Below are 538 nucleotides of genomic sequence, written 5' to 3'. Positions count from 1 at the left end.
GCCCGCAGGTGTCGCGCCCGTAGGCTTTACGCTTGAGCCGCTGCGCCTGCAGCTCGGCGCTCTGAGCTGGCCCGCCACAACGCCCGTGCAGGTGCAGATCACCACCCAACTCGCGGCCCTCGGCGCGAATGATCAGCCCATCGCCGCCAGCGCCGGCAGCCTGCAGTGGAGCGGCCGTGTCGGTATTGCGCCGCTCTCGGCCAGCGGCAGCCTTCAGGCCAAGGCCCTGCCGCTGCATCTTCTCAACGCCTACCTCGACCCGGCCTGGGGACTGCATCTGCAGCGCGCTGAGCTGGGGCTGAAGGCCGAAGTCACCGCCCAGCAGGCCGGCGGCGCCTGGACGGCCAACGTAGGCGGCGACGTGCGCGTCGGGCCGCTGGCGCTGCTGCAGACCCGCGTCGTCGAGGGCCTGCGCGTCGTCGGCGAAGACCTGCTGAGCTGGCAGGCACTGCAGCTCGACGGCCTCAAGCTCGCCCTGGCGCCGGGCGCGCCGCCACGCCTGGCCGTGAAGGACGCGCTGCTCGAAGACGCCTATGCC

The 538-nt window shown here is 72.5% G+C and carries 1 protein-coding gene; it reads left to right on the top strand.

Annotated elements, in window-relative coordinates:
- The coding region (locus AC1DU6_RS35555; protein ID WP_477863316.1) for a DUF748 domain-containing protein at positions 1 to 538 on the top strand (538 nt) is incomplete at both ends.

This window comes from Roseateles sp. P5_B10 (genome assembly GCF_056400485.1).
Note: the sequence above shows the minus strand (reverse complement) of the source record. Positions and strands in the feature narration are given on the sequence as shown.